Source organism: Streptomyces sp. GMY02, from assembly GCF_019056675.1.
Lineage (GTDB): Bacteria > Actinomycetota > Actinomycetes > Streptomycetales > Streptomycetaceae > Streptomyces > Streptomyces odonnellii.
The window spans coordinates 3,140,027-3,163,560 of the sequence record NZ_CP077658.1 but is presented as its reverse complement, the minus strand read 5'-3'; the positions used below and the strand labels follow the sequence as shown (position 1 = coordinate 3,163,560).

The 23,534-nt window shown below is 71.4% G+C and carries 17 protein-coding genes; 11 read left to right on the top strand and 6 right to left on the bottom strand.

What is annotated here, in order from left to right; all coding sequences use genetic code 11:
* The first annotated feature begins 8 nt into the window (after positions 1-8).
* From KQY30_RS13205 to KQY30_RS13195, 3 genes are all read left to right on the top strand, one after another.
* Positions 9-905, top strand: a complete 897-nt coding sequence (locus tag KQY30_RS13205) for an RNA polymerase sigma-70 factor (protein WP_217307000.1) — start codon at positions 9-11, stop codon at positions 903-905.
* A 191-nt stretch (positions 906-1,096) separates the two neighbouring features.
* Positions 1,097-1,450 carry a trypco2 family protein gene (locus KQY30_RS13200; RefSeq protein ID WP_217306999.1) on the top strand — a complete coding sequence of 118 codons (354 nt, stop codon included), beginning with the start codon at positions 1,097-1,099 and terminating at the stop codon, positions 1,448-1,450.
* A gap of 56 nt (positions 1,451-1,506) precedes the next feature.
* Positions 1,507-4,719, top strand: coding sequence for a tetratricopeptide repeat-containing serine protease family protein (locus KQY30_RS13195; protein ID WP_217306998.1), 3,213 nt, complete (start codon positions 1,507-1,509; stop codon positions 4,717-4,719).
* Between the two features lie 12 nt (positions 4,720-4,731).
* Here the strand turns inward: KQY30_RS13195 and KQY30_RS13190 are convergent, their stop codons facing one another.
* The 3 genes from KQY30_RS13190 to KQY30_RS13180 form a co-directional block, all read right to left on the bottom strand.
* The gene (locus KQY30_RS13190; protein ID WP_217306997.1) at positions 4,732-5,388 is read right to left on the bottom strand and encodes a bifunctional 2-polyprenyl-6-hydroxyphenol methylase/3-demethylubiquinol 3-O-methyltransferase UbiG; all 657 of its coding nucleotides are present in this window, start codon (positions 5,386-5,388) and stop codon (positions 4,732-4,734) included.
* 65 nt (positions 5,389-5,453) lie between these two features.
* A complete protein-coding gene (locus tag KQY30_RS13185; RefSeq protein WP_217306996.1) occupies positions 5,454-8,684 on the bottom strand; it encodes a tetratricopeptide repeat protein in 3,231 nt (1,076 codons plus the stop codon).
* Positions 8,681-10,648: an HSP90 family protein gene (locus KQY30_RS13180; RefSeq protein ID WP_217306995.1), complete on the bottom strand. Its 1,968-nt coding sequence runs from the start codon at positions 10,646-10,648 to the stop codon at positions 8,681-8,683. The genes KQY30_RS13185 and KQY30_RS13180 overlap by 4 nt, the downstream gene beginning before the upstream one ends.
* Before the next feature lie 404 nt (positions 10,649-11,052).
* Here KQY30_RS13180 and KQY30_RS13175 point away from each other — a divergent pair, with 404 nt between their 5' ends.
* From KQY30_RS13175 to KQY30_RS13140, 8 genes are all read left to right on the top strand, one after another.
* Positions 11,053-12,315 (top strand): amidohydrolase, encoded by a 1,263-nt coding sequence (locus KQY30_RS13175; RefSeq protein ID WP_217311024.1) that lies wholly within the window; start codon positions 11,053-11,055, stop codon positions 12,313-12,315.
* A gap of 149 nt (positions 12,316-12,464) precedes the next feature.
* Positions 12,465-13,526, top strand: a complete 1,062-nt coding sequence (locus tag KQY30_RS13170) for a BMP family protein (protein ID WP_217306994.1) — start codon at positions 12,465-12,467, stop codon at positions 13,524-13,526.
* Between the two features lie 244 nt (positions 13,527-13,770).
* Positions 13,771-15,342 (top strand): ABC transporter ATP-binding protein, encoded by a 1,572-nt coding sequence (locus KQY30_RS13165; RefSeq protein WP_217306993.1) that lies wholly within the window; start codon positions 13,771-13,773, stop codon positions 15,340-15,342.
* On the top strand, positions 15,339-16,475 hold the full coding sequence (locus KQY30_RS13160; protein ID WP_217306992.1) for an ABC transporter permease: 1,137 nt from the start codon (positions 15,339-15,341) through the stop codon (positions 16,473-16,475). Before KQY30_RS13165 ends, KQY30_RS13160 begins: the two co-directional genes overlap by 4 nt.
* A complete protein-coding gene (locus tag KQY30_RS13155; RefSeq protein ID WP_217306991.1) occupies positions 16,472-17,767 on the top strand; it encodes an ABC transporter permease in 1,296 nt (431 codons plus the stop codon). The genes KQY30_RS13160 and KQY30_RS13155 overlap by 4 nt, the downstream gene beginning before the upstream one ends.
* The gene (locus KQY30_RS13150; protein ID WP_217306990.1) at positions 17,764-18,192 is read left to right on the top strand and encodes a cytidine deaminase; all 429 of its coding nucleotides are present in this window, start codon (positions 17,764-17,766) and stop codon (positions 18,190-18,192) included. The genes KQY30_RS13155 and KQY30_RS13150 overlap by 4 nt, the downstream gene beginning before the upstream one ends.
* 141 nt (positions 18,193-18,333) lie before the next feature.
* Complete coding sequence (locus KQY30_RS13145; protein ID WP_217306989.1) at positions 18,334-19,623, top strand: thymidine phosphorylase; 1,290 nt, start codon at positions 18,334-18,336, stop codon at positions 19,621-19,623.
* A gap of 61 nt (positions 19,624-19,684) precedes the next feature.
* A complete protein-coding gene (locus tag KQY30_RS13140) occupies positions 19,685-20,002 on the top strand; it encodes an STAS domain-containing protein (protein ID WP_217306988.1) in 318 nt (105 codons plus the stop codon).
* 1 nt (position 20,003) lies between these two features.
* Here the strand turns inward: KQY30_RS13140 and KQY30_RS13135 are convergent, their stop codons facing one another.
* The 3 genes from KQY30_RS13135 to KQY30_RS13125 all read right to left on the bottom strand — a co-directional run bounded on the left by KQY30_RS13135 (position 20,004) and on the right by KQY30_RS13125 (position 23,498).
* Positions 20,004-21,098 (bottom strand): sigma-70 family RNA polymerase sigma factor, encoded by a 1,095-nt coding sequence (locus KQY30_RS13135; RefSeq protein ID WP_217306987.1) that lies wholly within the window; start codon positions 21,096-21,098, stop codon positions 20,004-20,006.
* 174 nt (positions 21,099-21,272) lie between these two features.
* Positions 21,273-21,968 carry a L,D-transpeptidase gene (locus KQY30_RS13130; protein ID WP_217306986.1) on the bottom strand — a complete coding sequence of 232 codons (696 nt, stop codon included), beginning with the start codon at positions 21,966-21,968 and terminating at the stop codon, positions 21,273-21,275.
* A gap of 159 nt (positions 21,969-22,127) precedes the next feature.
* Positions 22,128-23,498: an MFS transporter gene (locus KQY30_RS13125; RefSeq protein WP_217306985.1), complete on the bottom strand. Its 1,371-nt coding sequence runs from the start codon at positions 23,496-23,498 to the stop codon at positions 22,128-22,130.
* Between the last annotated feature and the right edge of the window lie 36 nt (positions 23,499-23,534).

The window sequence follows — 23,534 nt, the reverse complement described above, 5'->3', positions numbered from 1 at the left end:
ACCGAGACATGAGCGCCCACGCCACCGACCCGGCGACCGAGACATTCATCGCCCACCGCAACCTGCTCTTCACCGTCGCGTACGAGATGCTCGGATCGGCGGCCGACGCCGAGGACGTCCTCCAGGAGACCTGGCTGCGGTGGGCCGAGGTCGACCTGTCGCAGGTCCGGGACCAGCGTGCCTATCTGGTCCGGATCACGACCCGGCAGTCGCTCAACCGGCTGCGCGCGATGAAGCGCCGCAAGGAGGCGTATGTCGGCCCCTGGCTGCCCGAACCGCTGCTCACCGCGCCGGACGTGGCCGAGGACGTCGAGCTCGCCGAGAGCGTGTCGATGGCGCTGATGCTCGTCCTTGAGACGCTGTCGCCGACGGAGCGTGCCGTCTTCGTGCTGCGCGAGGTCTTCGATGTCGGTTACGACGAGATCGCGGCCGCCGTCGACAAGAGCCCGGCGGCCGTACGCCAGATCGCGCATCGCGCCCGCCGGCATGTCGACGCCCGCCGCCCGCGCGAGGTGGTCTCCTCCAGCGAGACCAGGGCGGTGCTGGAGTCGTTCCGGCGCGCGTTCGAAACCGGGGACCTTCAGGGCCTCCTCGACGTGCTCGCTCCGGAGGTGGTTCTGGTGGGCGACGGCGGCGGCGTCAAGCAGGCCGCGCTGCGGCCGGTCATCGGCGCCCAGAAGGCGGGCCGCTTCATCCTCGGCGGCAGCGGCAAGTTCGCGGGCCGGCTCAGCAGCGACCTCACCGTGGTCAACGGCAACCCGGCACTCGTCGTACGCCTGGACGGCGAGATCGACGGCGTCATGGCGATCCGCGTCGAGGCCGCCCGTATCACCGGCCTCTACTACGTCCGCAACCCGGAGAAGCTGTCCCGAGTCGAATCCGAGACGACGCTCACCTTGCGATGAGCACGGCTCACGCGTCCAGGCTGTTCAGCGCCGGCACGGCCTCGCGCTCCACCCGGGAAAGGACCGCCCGGGACCGTGCCGGCCCGAACCGGGCACGAAGTCCGGCCGGCCCGGCCCGGTTTGTCCTGCCCGGTTGAGGAGAAGGAACCGTGTGCGTCCCGGACGCAGGGCCGGGAGGAAGGGGGAGGGGCATGCCCGACGCGAACGGTCCTGACGGGCGGTGGATGGACCTGGCGGACGCGGTCACGCTGCTGCGGGAGCAGATCGCCGAGGCCCAGGACCGGATCAACAGGCCCCCCGGTACCGACGGCGCGACCGGAGGTGACGCCGCGCACAAGGGAGTGCTGTTCACGGTGGAGGAGGTCACGCTCCAGCTCGGCCTGGAACTCACGAGCACGAAAGCCGTCGACGGCGGCCTCCGGTGGAGCGTGATCAGCCTGGGCGGCAAGAAGGAGAACAGCGGCAAGTCGACCCACACCATCACCATGAGGCTGACCCCGCACGGGCCCGACGGCCGCCGGAGCGAGGTCCGCGACGTCGAGTAGCACCGGGCCGTGCGATACGCCGCGGGATGTGAACGAGGAAGCGGGGGGAGACCGGCGTGGAGTTCGACCGGCGGGTGCAGATCCGGGTACGCCTGGAAGGAACGGACAAGCGGGGATTCGGCTCCGGTTACCTGATCGCTCCTCGTCTGGTACTGACCGCCGCGCACGTACTGGACGGCATGGCCGGATCGGGGCGGGACGCGATCACCGTCTCCCGCCCTGATGCCGGCGGGCAGGAGTTCCCCGCGGCCGTCGTCTGGCGGCGTGAGGACCCGGTGATCGATGCCGCGCTCATCGAGGTCGCGGACGACGACGGCGACCGCCGCTGGCCGGTCCCGGAATCCTTCAGTGACCTCATGGCCCGGCCGCCGCAGCGGTTCGGACACCTCATCGGCACCCGTCCCCACTCGGTGACCCTCATCGGTTTCCCCCGCATGCGGAAGGAGCCCCGCGGCGGCAGACGCGTGGACGAACAGCTCATCGGCCACATCGTCCCGGGCACCGGGGACCTCGCGGAACGCTACGAGATCTCCAGCACCGACCCCGTCCCCGGTTCGCAGGCCGCGAGCGGCGCCAGCGGCTGGTCGGGCATATCGGGAGCGGCGGTCCTGACCGGCGACGGCATCGGCGAGGACCTGCTGCTGGGGGTGGTCCGTTACGACGAACATGCCACCAGCGGGGCCCGCCTGACCGCCACCCGCACCGCCGGCCTTCTCGCCGACGACACCTTCCGCGCGCTCATCAACCTGCACACCGGCTGGGAACCCGTCCTGGAACCCGCGGAACCGGCCCACCTGCTCTCCCCGGCCGCGCCCGAACGCGGCCTCCACTCACCGGCCGCTCTCCTGCGTGCCGACACCGAAGCCGTCGCCTTCCACGGCCGCGACAGCGAACTCACCGACCTGCGCGCCTGGTGCGGGACGGGCCCGCCCTCCTTTGCCGTGCGCGTGGTGACAGGGCCCGGAGGACAGGGCAAGACCCGCCTCAGCCGGCGCCTGGCCCACCTGCTCGGACGCGAAGGGTGGGCCACGGGGCATCTGCGCTCCGACCTCAACGACGACAAGGCGGCGCAGACCGACTTCTCGGTTCTGGCCACCGCCGGAATGCCTCTGCTGATCGTTGTCGACTACGCCGAAACCCGCCCCCGGCTGCTGCGCGCTGTGATCGGGGCTCTGCACCGGGTCCGCCACCGCGTCAGGCTGCTGCTGCTCGCCCGCTCCGACGGCGAGTGGCGCACCGACGCGGTCGGCGCCGCCCATGCCGTCAGCGTCCTGCTCGCCACCGCGCCGGTCACCGAACTGACCCCGCTCATTCCCGTCACCCGCCCGGCCGGGGAGCGCGCCGAGGCGTTCACCCGCGCCGCCGCCGATCTGGCGCACCTGCTGCCTCAGGTGCCGACCGTGCCCGTCCACGACTGGACAGGGCCGGCCGCGGAACTGCGGCCTCCCGACGACCTGGGCCACCCCCGCTACGACAACGCGCTCACCCTGCAGATGACCGCCCTGGTCGCTCTCCTCCAGCACGGCCCCGCACCCGCGGCCATCAGCCCCGGCGCCCTGCCCGAGGACATCCTGCTGATCCATGAGAGGCACTTCTGGGAGGAGTCCGCCAAAGCACCCGCCTTCAGACTCCAGGACCTGCCCACCCCGACCCTGGGCGCGGCCGTCGCGATCGCCGCACTGTGCGGTGCGGCCACCCAGGACGAAGCCGCCGCTGTCCTGGGCGCACTCCCGGACCTGCCCGCCGGCAAGGTGGCCTTCACCGGAGCATGGGTGAAGGGGCTCTACCCGTCCGAACCCGACGGCTACTGGGGCTCCCTCCAGCCCGACCGCATCGCTGAGTACCACGCCTCCCGCGCCGTCGGCCAGGGCCATGTTCCCCTGCCCGCCCTGATCACAGCGGCCGCTCCCCGGCAACAGGCCCAGATCATCACCGTTCTCTCCCGTGCCGGCATCGGTCACTACAACGCTCACCGGTCCGACGACAGCGCCCGCGTCCTCCGAGCACTGCAAACCGCCCTGAACGCCGGCGATCCCGATTACGACGCCGTGCGATCCGCGGTCGCCGCACTTCCCTACCCCTCACACATCGTCACCTCTCTCGCCCTCCACCTCACGACCTTCCTCATCCGCGCCGAACGCCGGTCGGCCTCGGGCGACCCGGCCGCTTTCGAACCGGTCCTCGCCGCGTCGCTGTCGAACCTCGGCAATCTGTTGTCGGACGCGGGACGGCGGTCCGAGGCGCTCGCCGCCACACAGGAAGCGGTGGAGATCCGGCGGCGTCTGGCAGTCGCCGATCCGGCCGCTCATGAACGCGACCTCGCCGCCTCGCTGACGAACTTCGGCGTGGACCTGGCGGCGGCGGGGCAGCGCGCCGAGGCCGTCGCCGTCCAGGAGGAGGCGGTCGAGCTCTGGCGGCGTCTGACCGCGAGTGACCCGGCCGCTTTCGAACCCACACTCGCCGCCTCGCTGTCCAACCTCGGCAACCAGCTGACCGAGGCCGGGCGGCAGGCCGAAGCCCTCGTCGCGACAGAAGAGGCGACGACGACATACCGGCGTCTGGCCGCCGTCGACCCGGCCGCCCACGAACCTGACCTCGCCCGCGCCCTGAGCAACCTCGGTTCCGATCTCGCGGCGGCGGAGCGGTCGGCCGAGGCCGTCGCCGTACAGGGGGAGGCGGTCGAGCTCTGGCGGCGTCTGGCCACGGGTAACCCGGCCGCTTTCGAACCCGCCCTCGCCGCATCGGTGTCCAACCTCGGCAACCGGTTCTTCGAGACAGGGCGGTCGGCCGAGGCTCTCGCCGCCACACAGGAAGCGGTGGGCATCCGGCGGCGTCTGGCCGCGGGCGACCCGGCTGCCTTCGAACCCGATCTCGCACGCTCATTGACCAACCTCGGTAATCAGCTCTCCGACGCGGGGCGGCCGGCCGACGCCCTATCCGCGCAAGAGGAAGCGGTGGGCATCCGGCGGCGCCTGGCCGCGGGCGACGCGGCCGCTTTCGAACCTGCTCTGGCCGCGTCGCTGTCCAGCCTCGGCAACCAGTTGACGGAGGCCGGGCGGCAGGCCGAAGCCCTCACCGCGACACAAGAAGCAGAAGCGATCTACCGCAAGCTCGTCACCACGGAGCCCGCGCTGTTCGGCGCCCAGCTCCACGCCGTCCTTCAACTCCGGGCCGACCTCCTCACCGGCCTCGGCCGCCGGCCCGAGGCCCCTGGAGTACGCGACCGCCCTGCCGAGAACACCGCGGACAACGACTCTCCTCGCACATGATCCTCTTGACCCTTACGGGGCGACCGCGCGGACCAGGAGCGTCCCGATGTGCCCTGGCTGAGGCGCGTCAAGGACACGTGCGTCGGCCGTGGCGAACCCGGCCCGAATGAGCAGCCGCTCCCACACGGCAGGCCGGTAGCTGTAGCGGTAGGTGAACATCGCCTTGCCAGCGAAGCCACCCTTGTACATCCCCTGCGGCCCGTACGCGCCGGGGATGGCCGGCGGCTGCGAGAACACGAACACCCCACCGGGCCGCAGCCTCCGCCGCACAAGCGGAAAGAGCCGCCCCGGATCGGCGAACCAGGCGGCTCCGAAGACGGAGTAGACGGCGTCGTACAGCGCGTCGTGTGCGCCGAGGTACTCCAGGACCTCGGCGCACACGAACGTCGCGCCGGTTCCGGCCCACTTCTCGGTGGTCTTCTTGACCATGACGGGGGACAGGTCGACCCCATGAGCGTCGATGCCGCGCTGAGCGAGATACGCGAGGGCCCGCCCGGTACCGCAACCGATCTCCAGCACGGACCGCGGCTCACCGAGCAACTCAGGACCAGGACCGTGCCCGGCGTACTGGGTCCAGTGAAAGCCCGGCTCGGCGTCGTCCTTGAAGGCGGAACCGGCAAAGGCGTCCCACAGCTCGGTCTCGGCGGCGATGTCATGATGCGCGGGCAAGGCGGCTCCTATGGCACACCCCCGCGTGGCCGTGGTCCGACGCGGGGGTGTGCCAGGGGTTGGTCCTACGCGGTGAGTTGCTTGAGCGTCTGCTCCAGACGCGGCACCAGCGTGCGCGCCTCGTCCGTGTCCAGTACGGACAGCTCGTCGATCAGGGCCCGCACGCGGGCGGTGGCGCTGGGGTTGCGGTCCATCTCCTGTTCCGTCCAGGCCATGCGTACGGTGCAGCGGACCCGTTCGTCCAGGACGGCGGTGCCGAGTGCGGCGAACGCCGAGCCCGCCTGCTCCAGCAGTCGCAGTGCCTCTTCGCGCACGCGGACGGCATCGGCTTCCGAGGGCTCGTCGGCCTCCTCGTCCTCGGCCTCGTTGCCGTAGTCGTTGTCGTACAAGCCGTTCAGCAGCAGCTCGCCCGTCTGCGACCACGTACGCGCCCGCTCCAGCAGGAGTTCGTCGCCCTCGCCCTCGACGGCCGCCAGCGCCTCCGCCATCAGCTCCTTCGCCGTGTCGTGGTCACCCGCGTCCTCCTTCAGCCAGGCCAGGGAGCGCACGGCGCGCGCGGTGGCGCCCGGGGCGCCCAGGTTCCGCCACAGCTCGATGGCCCGCTGATACGCGGCTGCCGCCTCGTCGCCCAGGCCAGCTTCCGACAGGCACTCGGCCGCGAGTGTCGCCAGGTGTGCCTGCGGATGTATGTCGTCCCAGCCGCGGGCCACCTCGGCGGCGAGCAGATACTGCTCCGCCGCGGCCCGCCGGTCGCCGAGCGCGCGCAGATTCCGGCCGAGCACCTCACGGGCCCGCGCCGCCTGCTCCTCGCCGTGTTCCAGCAGGTCGGGGAGCGCGGACTCCAGCACTTCCGCCGCCTCGGCATGGCGTCCGGACTCGCCGTACGCCTGGGCCAGGAGCAGCCGTGCGTACGCCCCCGCGCCCGCCGACTCGCCGGCCGCGTCGAACCAGTGCGCCGCTTCGAGCGCGTACTCGGCGGCCTCGGCCTCCTTGCCGTGCCGGCCGTACAGGACATCCGCCAACGTCAGCCGCAGACGGCCCAGTTCGTCCGCCGCCACCAGCTCCGCGCCGTGCTCCAGCGCTTCGCGTGCTGCGGCCTCGGCCTCCTGCGGGCGGCCCAGCGCGAGCAGCAGCCGGGCCCGCCGGGCGAGCGGTTCGGCCGCGTCCCACGGGCGGCCCGCGCCGACGCTGTGCCGCACGGCCGATACGAACATCGCGTCCGCCTGATCGGCGTCGCCCCTCTGCCACGCGCAATCGGCACGCAGGACCTCGGCCTCGGCGACCAGATCGCCCAGATCGCCGAGATCGGCCAGGTCACCCGGACCTCCCGGGCCGCCCGGCTCAGGGGTCGGACTCTCCGGGCCGCCCGGCTCAGGGGTCGGACTCTCCGGGCCGCCCGGCCCGCCACCGGCCTCGTCCGCACACGCGGCGCCGAACTCCTCGACGAAAGCCGCCAGTTCGGCGTCCACCCGCGCGAAGTCATGGGCGTCTGCGTGTTCCTCGCCCCCGCTCCCGTCGTGGTTCTCGCCGTGCTCCTCGTGCCCTTCGTGCGGGTGGCGCAGCGTCGGGCCGAGCCGCACCGTGCTCAGCGCGACCGTCGCGATCCGCCGTCGCCTCGTCGGATCCGTGGGCGCCAGGCCCCGCGCCGACGCGTCGGCCGTCGCCAGCAGCGCCCGGATCTCCTCGGGCGGCGCGCCCGCCTGCGTCGCCGCGTAGGCGACGCGCAGTTCGTTGAGCGCGGCGCGGCTGGGCTCGCCGACGGCCCGGTACGCGGCGACGACCTCTTCGAACAGCTCACGGACCGCCTTCTCGCCCGCGCCGGCCGAAATGCCCGTACCACCCGTACCGCCTGCGCCGCCCGCACCGCCCGCACCGTCCCCCCGTACCGCCCGCATCGCCCGGCGCTCCAGCAGGTCGGCGGCGAGCAGCGGGTCGGGCTCCGCGCCGTCACGCGCGAGCCGGGACTCGATCCGGTCCCATGCGGCCGGCGCGCCCGGGTGCCCCTGGCCGCGCAGTTCGCGCGCCTCGGCGGCCAGCTCGGACACCGTCCGTACGGCATCTGCCGCAGCGCCCGTCCCAGCACCCGCCCCAGCCTCGGCCGCCCGCCGGGCAACAGCCCCGGCAGCCGCGGAAAGCGAAGCCGCCGAAGCCGACGCCCCCGGGACCGACGCCCCGGACAGCGATGCCGCCCGTACCCCCAGCGGCAGCCTGTCCACCAGCGGCGGGCACTCCAGCCTGCGCCTCAGTCTCCCCGACACGACTTCACTGCCGTTGCGTGCGTCGAACCGCGCCGCGATCGACGCGGCCTCGGCGTCCAGCAGGTCGTGCAGTTCGCGCACCGTACGCCCCTGCCCCGCCATCGGCACCGCCGGCTGCTCGTCCAGGCCCAGCGCCAGCAGCCGCCGCAGCAGCGTGAGCGCGCCGGTGAACAGCGCCAGCCGCGAGTACGCGTTGCCCTCGGACGACAGATGCGGGGAGTGCTCGGCGAGCAGTTCGAGGCCGCGGCCCTCGTTGCCGGTCAGCGCGCAGAACTCGATGTGCCGTCCGATGGACGACAGCAGGCTCTCGTTCCCGCGCGCCATGCGGTAGCCCCGGAGGTGGTTGGCGCGCGCCTCCTCCAGCCTGCCCGTACGCACCAGCGGCAGCAGCGACAGGGCGAGCACCCGGTGCGGCTCCTCGGCGCACTGCGAGCGGTCCGCGAGGACCGGCTCCCAGATGGCCAGCGCCTTGTCGTCCTGCCCCCGGTCCATCCAGTACGTGCCCTGGTCGTTCAGCTCGCAGGCATGGCAGTTGGCCATCCGGTCGCGCTCCGCGGCGGTCCACGCCTCGAACGCGCGCTCGCTGCGCCCGGTGTCGCCCGTGACCTCGGCGAGCTCGAACTCGGCCTGCCGTACGGCCCGTTCGGTGAAGCCCGCCGTCCGGTACCGGCGCTCCATCTCGGCGAGCCACCGCTCGATCGTCGCGAGCGGGATCTCGGGCAGCGTCAGCATCCCCGAGCTGACCCACTTGAACATCCAGTGGAACGTGTGCGTGTCACCGCCGTCGAAGACGGACGGGTCCTGGTCCCACTCCTGGAGCAGCCGGGCGAACGGCACCAGCATCTTGCCGCGCTCGGTGCTGTACTCGTACGCCTTGATCAGGCCGAACAGTGCCGTACGGAGCAGATCGCGGTCCCCCGTGGACTCCGCCGCCGCGACGAGTTCCTCGCCGCGTGCGTTGCGCAGGGGGCCGTTGGGCGCCGACTGGTTCTCCCACAGGGCCCGGCGGATGTCCTCGGGCGAGTAGTCGGTGGTCACTTGTCGTCCTCCTCGGCGTCGTTGCCGGCGTCGTTGGTGTCCGCTGCGCCGCCCGCTGTTCCGTTCTCGGTGCCGGTCGGCCGCCCGGCCGCTGACTGCCCGGCCACCGAGGCACCCGTCACCGGATCCCCGGCCAGCGGATGCGTTGCCCATTCCAGAAGCCCCAGGAACGCCCGGTTGAGCAGCGACGTGTCCGCCGGGCGCAGCGGGCGCTGCGCCATCAGCAGCGCCTGTCCGTACAGCGACTCGACCGCCGTCCCGGCCAGTTCGGCATCGCTGATCGCCGCGATCCGCCGCACCAGCGGGTTGTTGTGATTGAGCACCAGCCTGGCTCGCGGGGCGGAGCCGCGCAGCGCCCCGAGGATGTCGCTCCACAGCGTGTCGGCGCTCTCCTCCGCCGCGGCGCGGTCCCGCTCGTGACGGGCCGCGCGGTCGTCGAGGAACAGCGCGGGTACGGTCACGGGCTGGAAGGCACGCAGCGCCACATCGCAGCCGAGCGCGTCGAGCCGGGTCCGCGCGGTGGCCAGGAACGAGGCCAGCGCCAGCTCCTGCCGGGGCTCGACCGGATCGAGATGCGCGGTGACGGCTCCCGCGTCCAGCTCGCTGATGGTGACGCCGTCCCTGATCCCCGGGAGCAGCGCGATCAGATCGGCGTCGTAGGTGTATCCGCCGTTGACGATGCCAAGGCCGTGAGCTGCGGCGATGGGCGAGACCTGGCGGAACTCCTCCACCGTACGGGTGAAATGCACCTCGGGGTGCGCGCGGATGAACTCGTCGAGGGTGACGCGGCCGTCGCTGGTCTCGAAGGGCAGCCACGGCAGCATCAGCGAGAACAGCTCCGCGTCGTGCCGGGCCATGGACTTCACACCCAGATGGTGCACGCCGAGGAACGCCGCCAGCCGGTCGGGATCGCCCGCCGCCAGTTCGGCCAGCCACTCACGGATACGGGCGCCCAGCGCTTCCCGTACGGCCGCGAGCGTCTCGTCGTCGTACAGATTCTCCCGCGACGCGGTCGGGCGCAGCGTGTCCGTGTCGAGGACGACCCGGACGAAGAACGCCCAGTCCGGCAGCAGATTGTCGGCCCGGCTGGTGAGCAGCATGCCCTTGAGATAGACCCGGTGGGCGGCGCGCTGGGCGGGGCTGGTGGCGTCGGGCAGTACGTACGCGACGCCCCGCACCCCCGCTACCGGCAGGTCCAGGTCGATCGAGTCCAGCGGGCTGAACCCGAAGACACGCGAGCAGTGCCCGGCGAGCGCGACCCGGCGCGCGGTGGGCGTCGGATACGAGCGGTCCCAGACGGCGGGCCGCTCGGTCAGCGGCCGGTCGGTGACATCGGGGCCGGTGAAGGTGACCTCGTGGGTGAGCAGCGAGCCGAAGTCCGCGGCCAGTTCGGCGACGCGCCGCGGCTCGGCCCACTCCTCGGCGCCGGGCCTGGGCTCCAGCCGGACGGTCGTACCGGGCTCGGGGCGCGCGTCGTGCGGGAGCGTCCGTACGGTGTACGAGCCGTCGTCGCTCGCCAGCCACTCGACGGGCGGTGCGTCGGGCGTACGCGCGGACCGCGACACGACCCGGATCTGCCGGGCGACGACGAAGCAGGCGAGCAGTCCGATGCCGAACTGGCCGAGAAACTCCTGCCGGGCGTTCTCCAGGCTGTCGCGTTTCGAGCTGCGGCCGATGGTGGCGAGCAGCGTGTGCACCTCGTCGGAGGTCAGTCCGATCCCGGTGTCCTCCATGACGACGGCGTCGCCGGTGGCGGTGAGACGGATACGGGTGGGTGCGGCCGGATCATGGGCGAGACGCGCGGTGACGGCGTCCACCGCGTTCTGGAGGAGCTCGCGCACATAGACGCGCGGGCTGGAGTAGAGGTGGTGCGAGAGCAGGTCGACAAGGCCCCGCAGATCCACCTGGAAGGTGTTGACCGAGGGCGCGGACGGTACGGACGGCACGGGCGAGTGAAGGTTCATGGGTCTCGAAGGCGGCCTCACGGCTCCGGACGGGCGGCCGCTGGCGCGGGTCGGGCGATCGCGGGGTCCCCCCCTCACGAATCGCGATGGCCCCGGCCCTGACCCCGACGGCACACCTGTGGTGCCCGCCGCCGGGCTGGACTGGGAAGGTACGGATCATCGTAGGGACGACCACTGACAACGCCCACCGCGTTTCTCCCCGAGAGCGGTGCGACGGCGGTGGCGGGGCCGTCTCCCGGGTCCGGCCCGAACAATCCGGCCGAACAAATCGGGCGGGTATACCCGCTGTCTCGCTCAGCCATGCACTCCCACGCCGGGTTTCTTCGCTCCGGTGGCTGAAATTTTGCGGATCGTGGCTTCGTTGATCCCTGAAGGGGCCTAGTCTTCAACAGGTGAGCCAGTTGATGTCCCGCGAGACCCAGACCGATCAGCCCGCAGACGCCGACCTGCCCGGGGAGCCCGGCGCGGCGGCGCTGCCGGGGGCGCTGCCCGAGGGGCTGCGTGCGGAGCTGGTCGCGTTCCGGCGGGACATGCACATGCATCCCGAGCTGGGCAATCAGGAGTTCCGTACCACCGCCGCGCTGAAGCACCGGCTGGAGGCGGCCGGGCTCGCGCCCCGGGTGCTCGGCACCGGGACCGGGCTGGTCTGCGACATCGGCACCTGGGACGGTACGAGGCCCATGCTGGCGCTCCGCGCCGATATCGACGCCCTGCCGATCCCGGACACCAAGACCGGTGTCCCGTACCGCTCCACCGTGCCCGACCGCGCGCACGCCTGCGGCCATGACGTCCACACCGCCGCCGTCCTCGGCGCCGGTCTCGTCCTGGCCGGGCTGGACCGGCAGGGGCTGCTCCCCAACGCCGTACGCCTGATCTTCCAGCCCGCGGAAGAGGTGCTGCCAGGCGGCGCCGCCGACGCCATCGCGGACGGGGTGCTCGACGGAGTCGGCCGGATCATCGCGGTCCACTGCGACCCCCGGGTCGACGCCGGGCTGATCGGGCTGCGCCACGGGCCCATCACCTCGGCCTGCGACCGGCTCGAAATCACCCTCGACGGCCCCGGCGGCCACACCGCGCGCCCGCATCTGACCACCGACATGGTCACCGCCGTCGCCAAGGTCGCCACCGAGGTCCCCGCCCTGCTGGCCCGCCGCGTCGACGCCCGCTCGGGCCTCGCCGTCACCTGGGGCCGTATCGAGGCCGGCCACGCCTGCAATGTGATCCCGCAGCACGCCGAACTCTCCGGCACCGTCCGCTGCCTGGACCTGCCCGCCTGGCGCGAGGCCCCGGACCTGGTCCATGCCGCGATCGACGAGATCGCGACACTCCACCACGCCAAGACCCAGATCAACTACGTCCGCGGGGTGCCGCCGGTCGTCAACGACCCGGTGATCACGGAGCTGCTGCGCGCCGCCCAGACCGCGCGCCGCGGATCGTATGCGATCGAGGACACCGAGCAGAGCCTCGGCGGCGAGGACTTCTCCTGGTACCTGGAGCATGTGCCGGGCGCGATGGCCCGGCTCGGTGTCCGTACGCCCGGCAGCCAGGCCCGGTACGACCTGCATCGTGGCGATTTCGATGTCGACGAGCAGGCGATCGAGGTCGGGGTGGAGCTGTTCACGGCGGCCGCTCTGATCGATGGAAACCCCGACGGAAACCGTTTGTAACCGGCCATGAAGACCTCTCTTCACCTCCCGTTCGCGACGATCCGATAACGGCTTCCGTACAGGTCTTTATCTGACATCTACGCGCGTTACGATCGCCGCGAAACCAGCGCCGGAAGAGGCGCTTCGGTCAGGTCGAAGGGACCATCCTCTTGCGCCGGGTAACCAAGATTGCTGCGGCGAGCCTCGCCTCCGCCGCGCTCGCTCTGACTGCCACCGCGTGTGGCAGCACTTCGGCCGACAAGGCCAAGGAGAACGACAAGAGCTCCGCTTCCGCCGCCACCGGCGTCAAGGTCGGTATCGCCTACGACGTGGGCGGCCGTGGTGATCACTCCTTCAACGACTCCGCCGCGCGCGGTGCGGACAAGGCCAAGGCGGAGTTCGGCGGCGAACTCAAGGAACTGACCGCCAAGACCACCGACACCGAGGCCGACCGCGTCGAGCGCCTCACCCAGCTCGCCCAGGCCGGCTACAACCCGGTCGTCGGCATCGGCTACGCGTACTCCAACTCGATGAAGCAGGTGGCGGTCAAGTTCCCCGACACCACCTTCGGCATCGTCGACTCCGTCGTGGACGCGAAGAACGTCGACAACATCGTCTTCACCGAGGAGCAGGGCTCGTACCTCGCCGGTGTCGCCGCCGCGCTGAAGACCCAGAAGAAGCACGTCGGCTTCATAGGCGGTGTGGACGTCCCGCTGATCAAGAAGTTCGAGGCGGGCTTCGTCCAGGGCGTCAAGGACACCGACAAGAGCCTGAAGGTCGATGTCCAGTACCTCTCGCACGGCTCGGACACCTCCGGTTTCGCCAGCCCCGACAAGGGCAAGGCCGCGGCTCAGGGCATGCTCGACAAGGGCGCCGATGTGATCTACACGGCCGCCGGCTCCTCCGGCTCCGGCGCCATCGAGGCCGTCAGCGGCACCAAGGGCGCCTGGGCGATCGGCGTCGACTCCGACCAGTACAACCAGGCGTCGCTCGCCAAGTACAAGGACTCGATCCTGACCTCGGTCGTCAAGAACGTCGATGTCGGCGTCTACGAGCTGATCAAGTCGGTCGACGACAAGAAGCCGCTGCTCGGCACCAACAGCTACTCGCTCGCCAAGAACGGTGTCTCGCTCGCCACGAGCGGTGGTTTCATCACCGACATCCAGCCGAAGATCGATGCCGCCAGGCAGAAGATCGTCGACGGCGCGATCACGGTCAAGACCACCCCGTGACCCGGTCCATGACCTGCCGCGGCCCCCGGTCCCGGGCCGTTCCGGTTCCCGCCGCCGACTGAGCGCAGGGCCCGGGGGGAGGCATCCGCTTCCTCTCCCCGGGCCATAACAATGTGTCAACTCTACGCGCGTAGGCAGGAGTTGGCGCGCTAGCGTCACGCAAGCCAAGCCCCCCGCCCCGCCCTATCGCTCCTTCCTCCGAGGAGAGTGCGCCATCAACGCGTCCAGCCCTCCCGCCGTCGAATTGCGCGGCATCACCAAACGCTTCCCAGGCGTCGTCGCCAACAGCGATATCGACATCACCGTGCGCAGAGGTACGGTGCACGCCCTCTGCGGCGAGAACGGCGCCGGCAAGTCGACCCTGATGAAGATCCTCTACGGGATGCAGAAGCCCGACGAGGGAACCATCACCGTCGACGGTGACCAGGTCACCTTCGGCAGCCCCGCGGACGCCATCGCGCGCGGCATCGGCATGGTGCACCAGCACTTCATGCTCGCCGACAACCTCACCGTCCTGGAGAACGTCGTCCTCGGCGGCGAGAAGCTCCACGGCATCGGCTCCCGCGCCCGCGCGAAGATCCAGGAGATCTCGGACGCGTACGGCCTCGGCGTACGGCCCGATGTCCTCGTCGAGGAACTCGGCGTCGCCGACCGGCAGCGGGTGGAGATCCTCAAGGTCCTCTACCGGGGCGCGCGCACCCTGATCCTCGACGAGCCCACCGCGGTCCTCGTGCCGCAGGAGGTCGAGGCGCTCTTCGACAATCTGCGCGAGCTGAAGTCCGAGGGCCTGACCGTCATCTTCATCTCCCACAAGCTGGGCGAGGTGCTGTCGGTCGCGGACGAGATCACCGTCATACGCCGCGGTACGACCGTGGGCACCGCGGACCCGCGCACCACCACCTCCCGCCAGCTCGCCGAGCTGATGGTCGGCAGCGAGCTGCCCTCCCCGGAGACCCGCGAGTCGACGGTCACCGGCACCCCCGCCCTGACGGTCCGGGATCTGCGGCTGACCGCCACCGACACCGACGGTGTCGTACGGGAGGTCCTCGCCGGCATCGACTTCACCATCCACCGGGGCGAGGTCCTGGGCATCGCGGGCGTCGAGGGCAACGGGCAGGCCGAACTCGTCGAGGCGATCATGGGCATGCGCGACCCCGACGGCGGGGTCATCACCCTCGACACCACCGACATCTCGCACGCGCCCACCCGCCGGCGGCGCGAGAGCGGCATCGGCTACATCCCCGAGGACCGCCACCGGCACGGACTGCTGCTGGAGGCGCCCCTCTGGGAGAACCGCATCCTCGGCCATGTCACCGAGCGCCCCAACTCCCGGCGCGGACTGATCGACGCGGCGGCGGCCCGGCTCGACACCGAGCGGATCGTGCGCGAGTACGACGTACGCACCCCCGGGATCGAGGTCACCGCGGCCTCGCTCTCCGGCGGCAACCAGCAGAAGCTGATCGTCGGCCGCGAGATGAGCCACAGCCCCAAGCTGCTGATCGCCGCGCACCCCACCCGGGGCGTGGACGTCGGCGCGCAGGCGCAGATCTGGGACCAGATCAGGGAGGCGCGCCGCGGCGGCCTCGCGGTCCTGCTGATCTCCGCCGACCTGGACGAGCTGATCGGCCTGTCCGACACCCTGCGGGTGATGTACCGGGGCCGGCTGGTCGCCGACGCCGACCCCGCCACCATCACCCCCGAGGAACTGGGCTCCGCGATGACGGGCGCCGCCACCGGCCATCTGGAGGCCCCGGACGCCCCGGACGCCCCCGCCTCAAGCACCTCAGGCACCGGAGCCGGGGGAGAGGACCGATGAACAAGCTCACTTCCCGGATCGACAAGGAGCGGCTGCTCCTCGCGGTCGCCGCGCCCGTCCTGGCCGTGGTCGCCGCGCTGGTCGTCACCGCGCTGGTCATCGCCGCCACCGGCAAGAACCCCTTCGAGGCGTTCAGCGACATGCTGTCGTACGGCTCCGCCAGCGACAGCCAGGTCTACATCCTCAACAAGGCGACCACGTACTACCTCGCGGGCGTCGCGGTCGCCATCGGCTTCCGGATGAACCTCTTCAACATCGGGGTCGACGGCCAGTACCGCATCGCGGCCTTCTTCGCCGCGGTCGTCGGCGGCACGCTCGATCTGCCGGGCATCGTCCAGATCCCGCTGGTCATCGTTGTCGCGATGCTGGTCGGCGCGATGTGGGCCGGGATCGCCGGTGTCCTCAAGACCTCCCGGGGGGTCAGCGAGGTCATCTCGACGATCATGCTGAACTCCATCGCCACCGCGATCATCGGCTATCTGATCCAGCCCGAGCGGCTCGGGCAGCTCGACGAGGCGGGCACCCTGGTCTCCACCAAGCCGCTGCCCGAGTCGTCGTGGTTCTTCACCATCGACATGGGCCCGGCCGGACTGCTGTGGGGCTTCCTCCTCGTCGCCGTACTGGCCGGTCTCGCCTACTGGTTCGTCCTCGGCCGCACCCGTTTCGGCTTCGACCTGCGCGCCGTCGGCCAGTCCGAGTCGGCCGCCGCCGCGAGCGGGGTCAGCGTCAAGAAGATGGTCGTCACCAGCATGATCCTGTCGGGCGGCATGGCCGGACTGATCGGGATGCCGACGCTGCTCAACGAGAGCCACATGTACAGCAACGACTTCCCGCTGGGCATCGGCTTCACCGGGATCGCGATCGCGCTCCTCGGCCGCAACAACCCGGTCGGCATCGCCCTCGCCGCCCTCCTCTGGGGCTTCCTGGAGCGCACCACCAACCACCTTGAAGTGATCGGCTACGACAAGGAGATCCTCGGCGTGGTCCAGGGCGTCATCGTCCTGTGCGTCGTCATCGCCTACGAACTCGTACGCCGCTACGGCCTCCGGCGCCAGCAGCAGCGGGTCGGCGCCGAACTCGCCGCCCAGGCCGCCGGAGCCGCCACGACCGAGAAGCTGGAGGTGGCGCGATGACCACCCCGTCGAGGACGACCGCCACGCCGCCTCCGGCCGCGCCGAAGGCCCCGGGCGCCAGGCCCGTACGCCGCAAGCTGAGCCTGGCACGGATCCTGCTGATCGTCGCGGGCGCGCTGATCCTGCTCTCCGCCGTACGGATACTCACCGGCGCCGACCAGCTCACCTCGACCGGCCAGATCAGCGCCTCCCTCGGCCTCGCCGTGCCCATCGGGCTGGCCGGGCTCGCCGGGCTCTGGTCCGAGCGGGCCGGCGTGGTCAACATCGGCCTCGAAGGCATGATGATCCTCGGCACCTTCGGAGCCGGCTGGATCGGCTGGCAGACCAGCCCCTGGCTCGGGCTGCTCGCCGGTGTCGCCTTCGGGGTCCTCGGCGGACTGCTGCACGCGGTCGTGACCGTCACCTTCGGCGTCGACCACATCGTCTCCGGTGTGGCCATCAACCTGCTGGCCCTCGGGGTCACCCAGTATCTCGCCAAGGTCTTCTTCAACTCCGGCGAGGCGCTGACCAAGGGCGGCAACCCCAAGCAGTCGCCACCGGTCGACTCCATCCCCGATGTCACCGTTCCCGGGCTCTCGGACGGGCTGACCTCGCTGGCCGACCGTCACTGGTTCCTGGTCTCGGACCTCGCGGGCATCCTCGGCGGTCTCGTCACCAATGTCTCGGTGCTGACCGTTTTCGCCGTCCTCCTCTTCGTCGGGAGCTGGTGGCTGCTGTGGCGGACGGCGTTCGGGCTGCGGCTGCGCTCCTGCGGCGAGAACCCGGTCGCGGCCGAGTCACTCGGCGTCAACGTGTACGCCCACAAGTACGCGGCCGTCGCCGTCTCCGGCGGTCTGGCCGGGCTCGGCGGCGCCTTCCTCGCCACCGTCCCCTCCCACATCTATCTGGAGGGGCAGACCGGCGGGCGCGGCTATATCGGCCTCGCCGCGATGATCTTCGGCAACTGGCGGCCCGGCGGACTCGCAATGGGCGCCGGACTGTTCGGCTTCTCCGACGCGCTCCAGCTCCGCAACGGCGGTGAGACCGTGCACGCGCTGCTGCTCCTGCTCGTCGTCCTGCTGGTGCTGCTCGCCGTCTGGAAGGCCTACCGCAAGGCGGTCGTCCAGGCCGCCGCCAGTGCGGTCGTCGCCCTCCTCATCCTGGTCTGGTACCTCCTCACGGACACCGTGCCCGAGGACTTCGTCGGCGCCACCCCCTATGTCGTGACCCTTCTGGTGCTCTCCCTGTCGGCACAGCGGCTGCGCATGCCGAAAGCTGATGGCATGCGCTACCGCAGAGGACAGGGCACGTGACCGCCGCCGGACAGCCCGGCGGGAGTGAGCCGGGCGAGGGCGTCGACTGGGAGGCCCTGCGGGCCGCGGCCCGGGCCGCCATGGCCCATGCGTACGTGCCGTATTCGCACTATCCGGTCGGCGCCGCCGCCCTGGCCGACGACGGGCGCACGGTCACCGGCTGCAATGTCGAGAACGCGTCGTACGGTCTCGGACTGTGCGCCGAATGCGGTCTGGTCTCCGCCCTCCAGCTCGGTGGCGGCGGCCGGCTCACCCACTTCACCTGCGTCGACGGCGCGGGCGAGGTGCTGGTGCCGTGCGGACGGTGCCGGCAGCTCCTGTACGAGTTCGGCGGCCCCGAGCTGGTCCTGGAGACCCCGGACGGAATCCGCACCCTCGACCAGATGCTCCCGCAGGCCTTCGGCCCCGGCCACCTCATGCGGTAGCACAGCGGGCGAGGAACCCATGAACCCGGCCCCGGCACCGTCGCGACCCGGCGGGCCGGGGCCGTACTGCCCTGGCAGGCCGCCGCACCGGCCGGGTATCACCCCATACGACGTGTACCACCCGTGTACGAAAGGAACGCCATGGACGTCATCTCCGTCATCCGCACCAAGCGGGACCGGGGCGAGCTGAGCCCCGAGCAGATCGACTGGGTGATCGACGCCTATACGCGGGGCGAGGTCGCCGACGAGCAGATGTCGGCGCTGGCCATGGCGATCCTGCTCAACGGCATGAACCGTACGGAGATCGCCCGCTGGACCGCCGCCATGATCGCCTCCGGCGAGCGCATGGACTTCTCCGCGCTGTCCCGCCCCACCGCCGACAAGCACTCCACCGGCGGCGTCGGCGACAAGATCACGCTGCCGCTCGCCCCGCTGGTGGCCGCCTGCGGCGCCGCCGTACCGCAGCTCAGCGGCCGCGGCCTCGGCCACACCGGCGGCACCCTCGACAAGCTGGAGTCCATCCCCGGCTGGCGGGCGCTGCTCTCCAACGCCGAGATGCTGGAGGTCCTGGAGAGCGCCGGCGCGGTCATCTGCGCGGCCGGCGACGGACTGGCCCCCGCCGACAAGAAGCTGTACGCGCTGCGCGATGTCACCGGCACCGTCGAGGCCATCCCGCTGATCGCCTCCTCGATCATGTCCAAGAAGATCGCCGAGGGCACGGGATCGCTGGTCCTGGACGTCAAGGTCGGCACCGGCGCCTTCATGAAGACCGCCGAGGACGCCCGGGAACTCGCCGCCACGATGGTGGGCCTCGGCACCGACCACGGCGTACGGACCGTCGCGCTGCTCACCGACATGTCCACCCCGCTCGGCCTCACCGCGGGCAACGCCCTGGAGGTACGGGAGTCCGTCGAGGTGCTCGCGGGCGGCGGCCCGGCCGATGTCGTCGAGCTGACCCTCGCGCTCGCCCGCGAGATGCTCGACGCGGCCGGTCTCAAGGACGCCGACCCGGCGAAGGCGCTGGCCGACGGCTCGGCGATGGACGTCTGGCGCCGGATGATCGCGGCCCAGGGCGGCGACCCGAACGCGGCGCTGCCCGTCGCCCGCGAGCGGCACGTCGTCACCGCGCCCTCGTCGGGCGTCCTCACCCGCCTCGACGCGTACGGGGTCGGAGTCGCCGCCTGGCGTCTCGGCGCGGGCCGCGCCCGCAAGGAGGACCCCGTCCAGGCCGGCGCGGGCGTGGAACTGCACGCCAAGCCGGGCGACCAGGTCACCGCGGGCGAACCGCTGCTGACACTGCATACGGACACGCCCGAGAAGTTCGACTACGCGCTGGAGGCACTGGACGGCGCGTACGACATCGCGGCGCCCGGCACCTCGTACAAGGCAGGCCCGGTGGTCCTGGAACGGATCGCCTACCCGGTGGACTGAGTCCGGGGCAGGGGGCGGCCGTCTTCGATGAGTTCCGGTCACGGCGGCGGTCTGTTGGAGTGTGGACGCCACAGAACCGATCGTTCTCGTCATCACGGGCCGCCTCACCCCGGCCGATGTGCCGCGCCTGTGCGAGGAGCTGACGGCTCGTCTGCACGGTACGGGCGCGGCCGAGGTGATCTGTGACGTCGGCGGGCTCGGCCCGCCGGACCTGACGGCCGTCGACGCCCTGGCCAGACTCCATCTCACCGCCCGCCGCCACGGCTGCCGCGTCCGGCTGCGCGGCGCCGGCCGCGAACTGCGGCTGCTGCTGGACCTGGTGGGCCTGCGGAGCCTGACCCAGCAGCCACCGGGGAGCACCGTGGACAAGCACCTGTGACTCACGGCTCCTCCGGCTTCGGCGGCTCCAGCCTCGTCGGCAGATCGAACAGCGGGAACCAGCGCTCCGTCTCCAGGAAGTTGTTGATCCCCGAGATCCGGCCTTCCTCTATCTCGATGACCTGGAGCGCCCAGGGCGTATGCCCCTCGGCGTCCTCCGCCGGGTGGTAGTGCGCGAACGCCGGAGTGCCGTTGGCGGCCGTCGGGACGAGCCGTGATCCGCGGCAGACCGAGCCGACCCCGAGCATCCAGCCGACGATGTCCTCGTGGCCCTGGAGCCACAGGTCGTACGGGGGCATGGAGAACTTCGCGTCGTCGTGCAGCAGCGCGGTCAGCGCCTCCATGTCGTACCCCTCGAAGGCCGTGACATAGCGCTCCAGCAGCGCCTTCTGCTCGGCGTCCAGGGGGTCGGCCGTGGCGGTCTCGGCGGGCTCGGCGGCGGCGAGCGTGGCCCGGGCCCGCTGGAGCGCGCTGTTCACCGAGGCGACCGTCGTACCGAGCAGCTCGGCGACCTCGCTCGCCTTCCAGGCCAGCACCTCCCGCAGGATCAGCACCGCCCGCTGCTTCGGCGGCAGGTGCTGGAGCGCGGCCACGAACGCGAGCCGGATCGTCTCCCGCGACACCGCGGTGTCCGCCGGATCGGCCACCGAGGGCAGCACCCGCCCGTCCGGCACCGGCTCCAGCCAGGTGGCCTCCGGGCGGGCGGTGAGCCGCGCCTCCGCCACCGGGGTCGGGTCGGAGAGATCCATGGGCCGTGCCCTGCGGCTGCCCGCGCTGAGCATGTCCAGACAGACATTGGTCGCGATGCGGTAGAGCCAGGACCGCAGCGACGCCCGGCCCTCGAAGGTGCCGAAGCTCCGCCAGGCGCGCACGAGGGTGTCCTGCACCGCGTCCTCGGCCTCGAACGCCGAGCCCAGCATCCGGTAGCAGTAGCCGGTCAGCTCGGTGCGGTGCTCTTCGAGCCGTGCGTCCAGGTCGTCGGCGGTCGTGCGGTCCGCCGTGTCACCCTTCGTGCCGTCCGCCGTGCGATCCGTTGTGTGATCAGTCGTGCGATCGGTTGTGCGGGCCGTTGTGCGGGCCGTCGTGCGATCAGTCATAGGTCACCCCAGTTGCCCCCTTGTGCCCCCTTGGCACCGGTCTCTGGGAAGCTATCGCACGCCACTGACAATGGGCCCGGACCTGGGGAAACCCCAAACCCGGGCCCATCGGCACGCGCCATCGTCGCGCGGGAACCGCCGGGGCGCCCGCTCCGCCCTGCCCCCGCGCCCCGATCAGGTGCCCGGCTTGCGCCCGTACACGTACACGTCGTCGCCGTTCCTCAGCAGCGACCAGTACTTCGTCGCGGCGGTCTTCGTCATGTTCACGCAGCCGTGCGAGCCCGGCGGGTTCCACACGCTCACAGCGACCGAGTGGAAGGCCTGGCCGCCGTCGAAGAACTGGCTGTACGGCATCGGCACGTTGTAGATCGACGACACATGGTTCTTGTTCCGCCAGTAGATCTTCTTCAGCCCGGTGCGCGTCTCGTAGCCGTTGCGTCCGGTACGGACCGGCACCGGCCCGTACACCAGCTTCTTGCCGTCCTGGATCCAACTGAGCTGGCGCGTCAGATCGACACAGGCGATCCGGCCCTTGTTGACGGGGCACTTGCCGGCCTTGTTCGGGGTCTTGCCCGCCGCCTTCTGCTTGTTCATCAGATCCATCACGCCCCAGGTGACCGGTCCGGCGTAGCCGATGGTCGGCGTGATGCCGTGCTTCGACTGGAAGGCGCGGGTGGCCTTGCAGTCGGCGGCGGACTGCTTGCCGTCCACCGGCCGGCCGAGGAACTTCTCGACCTGCTTCTGGTACGGGCCCTTGCTCGTCGTACAGGAAGCCGCCTGCGCGGGCGCGGCGCCCAGCGCCACGGCCAGCGGGACCACCAGCGCGGTGATGCCCGCCGCCACGGCCCCGGTCCGGCGTATGTGTCCCATCCGTCCCGTCCCCCTTCGGTACACGTCACTCGTATGGCGTGTTCGGGGTGGTAGACGGGTGAAGTGCACGCGAAGTTGCACGGATCGGCGGATCGGATGACGCGCACAGGAGTTTCGCGCCAATCGCACCGAGCAGCGCGTCCGTCGGCGTCAGCCGCGTCAACTACCAGCAGTGGCTGTGGCTGTGGCTGCCGACAAGCGCCGCCGCTCCAGGCGTGCGCACCGCGTCCCGTACAGCGTGATGGAGACGACCCCGAGCACCGCCGCCAGCCCCAGCAGCACGGTCGCCGCCCAGCCGCCCGCGTGGAACGCGACCGCGCCCAGCGTCCCGCCCGCGCTGCTGCCCAGGTAGTACGCCGACTGATAGAGCGCCGAGGCCTGCGCGCGGCCCGTCTTGGCCGTACGGCTCACCGCGGACGAGGCGACCGCGTGGCCCGCGAAGAAGCCCGCCGTGATCAGCACCAGACCGGGCAGCACCGCGGCCAGGGTGTCCGCGAGCGAGAGCAGCAGACCCGCCGTCGTCGTCCCCACGGCCAGATAGAGCGCGCCGCGCCGCCCCAGCCGCGCGACCAGGTGCCCGGCCGCCGCGGAGGAGGCCGTACCGACCAGATAGACCAGGAAGATCGAGCCGACGATGCCCTGCGGAAGGCTGAACGGGGCCTCCACCAGCCGGTAGCCGATCACGGTGTAGACCGCGCCGAACACCGTCATGAAGAGCGCGCCGATCGCGTACAGCCGCCGCAGCAGCGGATCGGCGAGATGCCCGCCGACGGTCCGTGCCAGCGAGCGCGGGCTCACGGAACGCGGTGTGAAGTTCCGCGCCTTGGGCAGCAGGACGCGGAAGATCACCGCGCACACCACCGCCAGCAGCCCGACCGCGCCGAGCGCCGCCCGCCAGCCCCAGAGCTGGGCGACCCAGCCGGTGACGATACGGCCGCTCATCCCGCCGACGCTGTTGCCCGCCACGAACAGGCCGATCGCGGCGACCAGCGCCTTCGGCCGTACCTCCTCGGCGAGATACGCCATCGCCGACGCGGGCAGTCCGGCGAGCGCCGCGCCCTGTACGGCACGCAGCGCCACCAGCCACCCCAGATCGGGCGCGAACGGCACCAGCAGCCCGACCACCACGGCGACCGCCAGCGAGCCGGTCATCAGCGCCCGCCGCCCGAACCGCTCGGAGAGCGCGCTCAGCGGCAGTACGAACAGCGCGAGGGCGCCGGTGGCCGCCGACACCGTCCAGCTTGCCCGGCTCTCGGTCACGCCGAATCCGGCGGAGAGCGCGGGCAGCAGGGCCTGGGTGGAGTAGAGGAGGGCGAAGGTCGCCACCCCGGCGGCGAAGAGCGCGAGGCGCATCCGGCGCAGGGCGGAGGACGAAGCGAAGGAGTCGAAAGAGGCAGCAGAACCAGTCGAGGCAGAAGAAGAAGCAGAAGAAGCAGCGGCGCCGGAGTCGGGATCAGAGGCGGCGGTGGCCGTGGACGGGACGGTGGCGGCACCCACGGTGGTGGGCGCCCCGGTACTGACGGAAGGCATGTCTCGAACGTAAGCACCGCGGCTTCATGCGTCCAA

Excerpts from the sequence above, each read along its gene's own strand:
- KQY30_RS13205 (WP_217307000.1), top strand. The coding sequence starts at position 9 with ATGAGCGCCCACGCCACCGACCCGGCGACCGAGACATTCATCGCCCAC.
- KQY30_RS13200 (WP_217306999.1), top strand. The coding sequence starts at position 1,097 with ATGCCCGACGCGAACGGTCCTGACGGGCGGTGGATGGACCTGGCGGAC.
- KQY30_RS13180 (WP_217306995.1), bottom strand. The coding sequence starts at position 10,648 with ATGAACCTTCACTCGCCCGTGCCGTCCGTACCGTCCGCGCCCTCGGTC.
- KQY30_RS13175 (WP_217311024.1), top strand. The coding sequence starts at position 11,053 with ATGTCCCGCGAGACCCAGACCGATCAGCCCGCAGACGCCGACCTGCCC.
- KQY30_RS13160 (WP_217306992.1), top strand. The coding sequence starts at position 15,339 with ATGAACAAGCTCACTTCCCGGATCGACAAGGAGCGGCTGCTCCTCGCG.
- KQY30_RS13155 (WP_217306991.1), top strand. The coding sequence starts at position 16,472 with ATGACCACCCCGTCGAGGACGACCGCCACGCCGCCTCCGGCCGCGCCG.
- KQY30_RS13145 (WP_217306989.1), top strand. The coding sequence starts at position 18,334 with ATGGACGTCATCTCCGTCATCCGCACCAAGCGGGACCGGGGCGAGCTG.
- KQY30_RS13135 (WP_217306987.1), bottom strand. The coding sequence starts at position 21,098 with ATGACTGATCGCACGACGGCCCGCACAACGGCCCGCACAACCGATCGC.
- KQY30_RS13130 (WP_217306986.1), bottom strand. The coding sequence starts at position 21,968 with ATGGGACACATACGCCGGACCGGGGCCGTGGCGGCGGGCATCACCGCG.
- KQY30_RS13125 (WP_217306985.1), bottom strand. The coding sequence starts at position 23,498 with ATGCCTTCCGTCAGTACCGGGGCGCCCACCACCGTGGGTGCCGCCACC.